The sequence below is a fragment of the Streptomyces alfalfae genome (genome assembly GCF_004127445.1).
GTDB lineage: Bacteria > Actinomycetota > Actinomycetes > Streptomycetales > Streptomycetaceae > Streptomyces > Streptomyces alfalfae.
This window is the reverse complement of sequence record NZ_QEXM01000044.1, coordinates 19,423-27,187: the sequence shown is the minus strand read 5'-3', so window position 1 is coordinate 27,187 and position 7,765 is coordinate 19,423. Positions and strand designations below refer to the sequence as shown.

The following is a 7,765-nucleotide window of genomic DNA, read 5'->3' as shown; positions in this document are numbered from 1 at the left end:
GGGGCGGGCGCGCCCCGGGCCCCGTGAGCCGCCGCAGCGGGATCGCCCGGCTCGGCCCGCTGCCCTGGATCGCGCCCGTCATCCTGCTGATCCTCGCCGTGGTCGTCTGGCCCGTCGTCGAGCTGATCCGCACCTCGTTCCTCGACATCTCCATCTCCGGCAAGGTGCGCGGCAGCGCCGGGACCGACAAGTACAAGAAGCTCTTCGAGGAGAGCGACCTCGGCGCCGTCCTGCTGTGGACCGTGGTGTGGACGATCGTCGTCGTCGGCTTCACGATGCTGCTCTCGCTCGCCCTCGCACAGCTGTTCAACCAGCGGTTCCTCGGACGCCGCGTCGCCCGCTGGGCGCTCATCGCCCCCTGGGCGGCCTCCGTCCTGATGACCGCCATCGGCTTCAAGTGGATGCTCAACCAGACCGCGGGCGTCCTCAACACCGTGATGCTCGACCTCGGCCTCATCGACAGCTCCAAGGACTGGCTGGGCAAGCCGGAGACGGCCTGGCCCTGGATGATGGCCGTCGCCGTGTTCGTCTCCCTGCCCTTCACCACGTACACCCTGCTCGCCGGGCTCCAGACGATTCCGCACGAGGTCTACGAGGCGTCCCGCATCGACGGGGCGGGGCCCTGGCAGACGTACCGGCACATCACGCTGCCGATGCTGCGGCCCGCCTTTCTCGTCGGCGTGGTCATCAACCTCATCAACGTCTTCAACTCCTTCCCGATCATCTGGGCCATGACCCAGGGCGGTCCGGGCTACGACACCTCCACGTCGATGGTGTTCATGTACAAGCTGAAGGAGACCGACATCGGTGAGTCCGCGGCCATGTCGGTCGTGAACTTCCTGATGGTCGTGGTGCTCGTGCTGATCTTCCTGAAGGTCAGCCGGTGGAACGAGGAGGACTGATGGCCACCGCCACGGCGGCGAGCAAGGCGCCGCAGAAGAGCCCGGGGGCCAGGCAGAAGCGCACGTTCCGGCCGCGCACCCTGGTCTACACGGCCGTCGCGTGGCTGCTCGCGGCGCTCTTCCTCGCGCCCTACCTGGAGATGATCGTCACCGCGCTGCGGCCCAAGGACGAACTCCGGGACCGCACCTATCTGCCCCAGGACCTGGAGTGGGCCAACTTCATCGACGTGTGGAAGGAGAGCGAACTCGGGCAGAACCTCCAGGTGACCCTGCTCGTCGCGGGCGGCGCCACGCTGCTCGTGCTGCTCGTCTCGCTGCCCGCCGCGTACTACACGGCGCGCATGCGCTACCGGGGCCGCAAGGTCTTCCTGCTCCTCGTCCTCGTCACCCAGATGTTCCAGCCCACGGCCCTGCTGGTCGGCCTCTACCGCGAGTTCCACCAGCTGGACATGCTCAACTCGGTCTGGACGCTGATCCTCACCAACGCCGCTTTCAACCTCGCCTTCGCGGTGTGGATCCTGACGGCCTACATCAGCTCCATCCCGCCGGAGCTCGAAGAGGCCGCCATGGTGGACGGCACCAGCCGCTTCGGTGCGATGATCAAGGTGACGCTGCCGCTCGCGCTGCCGGGCGTGGTCACCGCGGTGATCTTCACCTTCATCACCGCCTGGAACGAGTTCGTCATGGGGCTCACGCTCACCACCGAACCGGCCAAGCAGCCGCTCACGGTGGGCATCAACAACTTCATCGGCAACTACACGGTGCAGTGGAACTACCTGTTCGCCGCGTCCGTGGTCGCGATCGTGCCGGTCATCGTGCTGTTCGCCTTCATCGAGCGGCATGTGGTGAGCGGACTGACGGCCGGGTCGGTGAAGTAGCGGGGCGGGCCCTCGCGTGCGGGGGCCAACTCGCCCGATCGCCCCCCGAACGGCCCGCCGTGCGGCCAGAATTGGCGGCATGCCGAGTCAAGGTCAGTTGGAGCTGGACGTCCGGGCGCTCTCCGAGGAGAGCGCCGTCAGGGCCCTCGCCGTCGTGGTGGAAGAGCGGGGGCTCCTGGCGGAGGCGAGCCGATGCCCCTGGGACGGCGCCGAGCTGTCCCGGGCGGTGTCCGCCGGGGACCTCGCGGCGTATCTGCCGCCGGGCCGGCCGGAGGCCACCGACGGGGAGCTCGCCCGCGCCGCCCTGGAGTACGCGGCGTCCTTGGACGAGGACATGGCGAGCACGGTCGCCGAGGCCGTGGAGTACGCGCGCTCGCCCATGGAGCGCGTGGACCCCGTCTCGCTCTCCGTCACCGTCCTGGTCGTCGTGCTCCTGCAGACCGAGGTCGCCGTCAAGCGGGACACCCGCGGCAGGTGGAGCTTCACCCTCCACAAGCGGGCCATGCGGGACGCCGCCCTGGGGCGGGTCTTCACGGCCCTGCTCTCGCGGCTCACCGGCGGCAAGTGACCGGCGGGGCGGCCGGGAAAGCGGGGGAACGTGGCGGTATCGGCGAGGACGTCGTACGCCTGGCGCTGCGAGAGGTGCGGCCGCGCATGCGCGGCCCCGGTGTGGCGCGTCGTCGACGCCCGTGAGCGGGCCGACGTGCTGGCTCCGCCGGCCACCGGCCTGGCACGGGCCGAGTGCCCCGGCTGCGGGGAGCGCACGGACATCGGCGCCCCGCTGCTCGTCCTGCGTCCCGGCGAGGTGGCGCCGCTGCTGATCGGCCTCTCCCTCGAGGACCTGCGGGGCGACCCGTCCCGGGCGGCGCTGCCCGTCCTCGAAGAGGCGGAGCGGGCCGGGGCCTTCCGGGGGAACGTCTTCACCGGGCAGGCGATCCCGCTGCCCCGCAGACTGCTGCCGGTCGTCCTGGCCCGGGACCTCGAACGCGACCTGGCGGACACCGCCTCCGCGTGCGAGGAGCTGGCCCCCGAAGGGCAGCCGACGGTCGACAACTACGGGACGTTCCTCCACTACCTCGCGGCGAACCGCGAGGACGTCCGCGTGAACCGGCTGCTGCACGCCGTGCTGTCGACTCCGCCCGACGAGTTCGACGCACTCCTGCGCACGGAACCCGACCTGACCGCCGGCACCACGGTGCGCGACGCCGGCCGTGAGGAGCTGCGCGCCGCCGAGGGCACGCCCCTCGAATCCGTGCTGCGCAGGCGCCAGCGGCTCCTTGACGAGCTGTGCGACGGCCATACGCCGCCCCGCGAGGCGGCACGCCGCTACTTCGCGTCCCTGAGCCGGTTCGGGGGCGATCTGCGCACCCGGCTCGACGAGCTGTACGAGCGCGCCTTTCGCACCGGAGGACCCGACGGCATCCCGGTGGCCCGCGAGGCCCTGGCGCTCGCGGCGGACCTCGGCCAGGAGGACATGGAGACCGAGCTGGCCGCCCTGCTCGGCGAACGCCTGGTGGGCGCCGTCCACGCCGGGGCCGACACCGACCTCGCCGAGGCGTGCCAACTCCTCGAACACGCCCTGTCCCGGACGCCCGAGGGCTCCCTGGAGTGGGTGCGGACGGCCAACAACCTCGCCAGCGCGCACTACGCGCGCGACGACGGCGACCGCCTGGAGGTCTGGGAGACCGCCCGCGACCTCCTGGCGCGCGCCGGCCGCCTCGACCGGCGCGAACACCCCGAGTTCTGGGCCCGGATCCAGACCAACCACGGACTGCTCCTCTCGGAGCGCCCCGGCGGCGGGACCGCGGACCTCACCCTCGGCATCGACCGCATCAGGGCGGGCCTCGCGGAACGCTCCCCCGAGCGCTCCGCGGTCAACTGGTCCTACTCCATGGTCAACCTCGGGCTACTGCTCCACCGCCGCGCCGAACCCGGCGACCGGCAGCAGGCGGAGCAGTGCTACCGCGACACGCTGCGGCACCTCGCGCCCGGCGACGACCCCGCCCTGTGGTCACAGGCGCAGATCAACCTCGCCGACCTCCTGCTGAAGCGCGAACCCCCCGACGCCCAGGGCGCGCGGGCGGCGGCGACCGCCGCGCTCGGCCTGTCAACCGCGCGCCCCGGCCTGCTCAACACCGGCCGGATCATCTGGCTGCTGGCCCGTGCCAGCGATCTGACCGACGGCCACGACAGCCCCGAGAGCGTCCGGCTGCGGCAGGCGGCCCTCGCCGCCGCACCGCCCACACTCGCGCCCTCCCTGCACCTGAACATCGCCCGGGAGCTGATCAACTCCCTCGCCGACGCCGGGCGCTGGACGGAGGCGGCCGACGTCGCGGCGGACATGCTCACCGCCGCGAGCGTGCTCTACGACGCCCAGGTCACCGTCGAGAGCCGCCGCGGCGTCCTCGTAGAGGTGGACCGGCTTGCCCGCTGGGCCGCCTACCTGCTGGCGCGCGCGGGCCGCCCGGAGCGCGCCGTGGAGGCCCTGGAGCGCGGCCTCGCCTGCGAGCTCTCGGCCGTGGCGGGGCGCGGGGCGGCGGAGCTGACGGAACTCGAAGGCGTCGACCCCGTCCTGGCCCGCCGCTACACCCGGGCGCGGGCCCGGTACCGCTCATCGGTCACCGAGCCGTCCGCGCTGGCGCACGGACCGATCGGACCGGGGGCCCGCGAGCAGGCGGCGGCCGAACGCGCCCTGCGCACGGTGGTCGAGGAGATCCGGGCGATCCCGGGCTTCGAGGACTTCCTGCGCACGACCGAGGTACGGGACATCGCCAGGGCCGCGGGCGGGGTGCCGCTCGCGTATCTGGTGAACGCGCCCTGGGGCAGCTACGTCCTGATCGTCCCCGGCGACGGCGACGGCGACGGCGACGGCGAAGGCGGCGGTGGCGGTGACGGGCCGGTCGTACGGGCCGTGCACGTCCCCGAGGTCAGCAGCGTCACGCTCCTGCACCTCCTCGTCGTGGACCCGGAGGACGAGAGCGCGGGGCTGTGGCTCGTGCAGCAGGCCACGCGACTCAGGCGCCGCCGGCAGCTTCCGGCCACCCTGGAGCGCCTCGGGGCCCTCGAACCGCTCATGCGCCCGCTCGCCGACCTCCTCGCGCGGGACGCGCGGCACGAGGCGGTCGTCGTCCCGACCGGACTGCTCGGCCTGGCGCCCCTGCACGCCGTGCCGCTGGGGCCCGGTCCCGGCGGGGCGGGGCGCGTGCTCGACGACGCGGGCACCCTCACCGTCGCCCCTTCCGCGGCCGTCCACGCCGCCTCCCGCGCGCGGGCCGAGCGCCCCCAGGAGGCGGTGCCGCGCCTGGTGACCGTCACGGACCCGGACGGCTCGCTGCCCGGCAGCCGCAGCGAACGCGCCGAGATCACCGCGCTGTTCGCGGCCCGGGGCGAGGTCACCGGCGCGGTGGGGGAGGAGGCCACGGTCGGCTGGCTGCTCGGCCACCTCGCCGAGGCGTCGTATCTGCATCTGAGCTGCCACGGCAGCGCGGGCTCCGAGGGCCGGGGCGCTTCCCTGGCGCTCGCCGACGGCCACCTGGACATGGACACCCTCGTACGGCACCAGCTCCCCGTCTGCCGCCTCGCGGTGGCCAGCGCCTGCCAGTCGGGCCACTACGGCATCATTGAGGTCCCCGACCAGTTCCTCGGACTCCCGGCCGGTTTCCTCCAGGCCGGGGCCGCCTGCGCGGTGACCAGCCTGTGGCAGGTGGACGACCTGGCGACCGCCTTCCTGATGACCCGCTTCCACGAACTCCTCGCCCGCGCCCACGCCCCCGTACCGGCGTTGCGCCGGTCGCGCCGCTGGCTGCGCGGGCTCACCTGGGACGAGCTGACGCGGTACACCCGGGAGCATCCGCACCTCGCGGAGCTGACCGGGCGGTACGCGGGGCAGGGGAGGGCGGGGGACGAGCGGCCCTTCGCCTCGGCCGTGCACTGGGGCGCGTTCACGGCGTGGGGGACCTGAGCGGGCGGGCCCGCCCGCAGTGTCACCCCCGTCGCGTCGGACCGTACGCGTCGAGCGTGTAACGGGCGGAGTCGCCGGGCGCCTGCGGGGCGGTGACCCGCATGAGCGTGTAGCGGCCCGCCGCGAGGCCGGAGACGGTCACCGTCACCGCGTACCGGGCCTCGCGGCCCTCGGCGCAGCTCGGGGTGCAGACCCGTTCCCACCCCTGGCCGGTGGCGCGGGCGGTGGGGGCGCCCCAGCCGGTCCAGGTCAGGGAGTCGAGCCCGGCTCCGCCGTCGCCGCAGGCCAGGAGGAGCGAGGCGGGCCTGTCCAGGGCCTTCCCGCCGCAGTCGGCGATGGCCGCGGGCCGGGTGCTCGGCCGCGTCCCGGCCGGCGTCGGGAGCCGCCGGGCGGGCTCGGGGGCGGGGGAGGGTTCGGCGCGGGGCGTGGTCGGCGCCGGGGCCGGTTCCCGCGGCGTGACGGCCGACGGGCGCGCCGCCCCGGTGGCCGGTTCCGGGGACGCCCGGACCGCGGTCGGGGTGATCCGTGGGCGGGTGTCGGTGCTGCGGGAGCCGTCCTCGCGTCCGGTGTTCAGGGTGTGAAGGGCCGTGGCGGTCAGCGCGCCGACCGCCACGGCGGCCACCGCGGCGAGGGCGAGGGCGCGCCGCGACGGCCGCCGCGCGGGCGCCGCCCCGGCGGGCGGGCCCCCGAGGGGCGGGCTCTCGACGGGGGCGGCCGCCCGGGCGTCCCGGTCGTCCGTGCGGCTCGCCAACTCCGCGCGCAGCCGGGCGATTTCCTCCTGCTGGGCCGCGATCAGCTCGTGCACCTCGGTCGGCCAGGGGCGCGCCGACGGCGTGAGGCGGCCGATCTCCGCGAGGAGCCGTGCGGGCGTCGGCCGCTCCTCGGGGTCCTTGGCCAGGCAGCGCGCCACGAGGGGGCGGATCGTCGCGGGGAGGCCGGAGAGGTCGGGTTCGGTGTGCACGACGTTGTACAGGGTCTGCGGCACGCCGGGGCCGGCGAACGGGCTCCGGCCCGTGCACGCCATGACCAGCACCGCGCCCAGGGAGAACACGTCGCCCGCCGGGCCGGGCGGCAGGCCCTTGGCCTGTTCCGGGGACATGAAGCCGGGGGAGCCCACCAGCCATCCCGTGGTGGTGAGTTCGGTGCCGTCCTCGCTGTCGGCCGCCCGCGCGATGCCGAAGTCGATCACGCGGGGCCCGTCGTCGGCGAGCAGGACGTTGGAGGGCTTCAGGTCGCGGTGCACCAGGCCCGCCCGGTGGATGTCCGTCAGGGCGGAGGCGAGCCCCTCGGCCATGCGGAGCACGGCCTCCTCCGGCAGCGCGCCGACGGCGGCCACCGCCTCCTGGAGCGAGGGGCCCGGCACGAACTCCGACGTCAGCCAGGGCTCAGCCGCGTCCGCGTCGGCGTCGATCACCGCCGAGGTGTGCGTGCCCGACACCTTGCGCGACGCCGCCACCTCCCGGCGGAACCGGGCCCGGAAGCCGTCGTCCGCCACGAGCCGCGTGTGCACCTGCTTGAGCGCGACGAGCCGCCCGTCGGGAGCGCTGCTCAGCAGGACCCGCCCCATGCCGCCCCGGCCCAGCTCCGCGATCGTGCGGTACCGCCCGACCTCGGTCGGATCGGCCGCCGTCAGTCGTTCCACCGCGTCCCCCTCTCCCGCCGCGTCCCCCGGTCCGCCGGGTCCCCTCCGTCAACGGCATTCCCGGAACTGACGGGCCGTAGACGCACCGGACGAACCGCCTGACAACGTAGGGAACGAAGGCCCCGGGCGTCCCGGCCATCGGTGAGATCGGCTGATTCCGACACCTCTTGCACGCCACGGCGGCCGGACCGGCACCCCGACGCCGGTTCACGGCACGGCCGGCAAGGCGGCCGTGCGCAGCTGGTCCGTCCGGTGAGCGGGGCACGAGGGCGGTGAGGTGACCCCGCCCGGATCTCCGTCAAGGACTTGACTGCGGCATCTCCTACAGCCGAGTTTGGAGTTCACAACTTGTACATGGCCTGGTTCCCCTTCCGGGGCCGGC

General features: G+C 74.2%; 5 protein-coding genes. 4 read left to right on the top strand and 1 reads right to left on the bottom strand.

The annotated features are described in order from the left end of the window. The first annotated feature begins 23 nt into the window (after positions 1 to 23). The 4 genes from DCW30_RS26985 (at position 24) to DCW30_RS26970 (ending at position 5,741) form a co-directional block, all read left to right on the top strand. The gene (locus DCW30_RS26985) at positions 24 to 902 is read left to right on the top strand and encodes a carbohydrate ABC transporter permease (RefSeq protein WP_129299911.1); all 879 of its coding nucleotides are present in this window, start codon (positions 24 to 26) and stop codon (positions 900 to 902) included. Further along, entirely contained in the window at positions 902 to 1,780 is an 879-nt protein-coding gene (locus DCW30_RS26980; RefSeq protein WP_062770739.1) for a carbohydrate ABC transporter permease, read from the top strand. The genes DCW30_RS26985 and DCW30_RS26980 overlap by 1 nt, the downstream gene beginning before the upstream one ends. Positions 1,781 to 1,859: 79 nt before the next feature. Next, the gene (locus DCW30_RS26975) at positions 1,860 to 2,348 is read left to right on the top strand and encodes a hypothetical protein (protein WP_076684043.1); all 489 of its coding nucleotides are present in this window, start codon (positions 1,860 to 1,862) and stop codon (positions 2,346 to 2,348) included. A 30-nt stretch (positions 2,349 to 2,378) separates the two neighbouring features. Next, complete coding sequence (locus DCW30_RS26970) at positions 2,379 to 5,741, top strand: CHAT domain-containing tetratricopeptide repeat protein (protein ID WP_076684042.1); 3,363 nt, start codon at positions 2,379 to 2,381, stop codon at positions 5,739 to 5,741. A 22-nt stretch (positions 5,742 to 5,763) separates the two neighbouring features. Here the strand turns inward: DCW30_RS26970 and DCW30_RS37655 are convergent, their stop codons facing one another. After that, complete coding sequence (locus DCW30_RS37655) at positions 5,764 to 7,383, bottom strand: serine/threonine-protein kinase (RefSeq protein WP_076684041.1); 1,620 nt, start codon at positions 7,381 to 7,383, stop codon at positions 5,764 to 5,766. Between the last annotated feature and the right edge of the window lie 382 nt (positions 7,384 to 7,765).

Excerpts from the sequence above, each read along its gene's own strand:
- DCW30_RS26980 (WP_062770739.1), top strand. The coding sequence starts at position 902 with ATGGCCACCGCCACGGCGGCGAGCAAGGCGCCGCAGAAGAGCCCGGGG.
- DCW30_RS26975 (WP_076684043.1), top strand. The coding sequence starts at position 1,860 with ATGCCGAGTCAAGGTCAGTTGGAGCTGGACGTCCGGGCGCTCTCCGAG.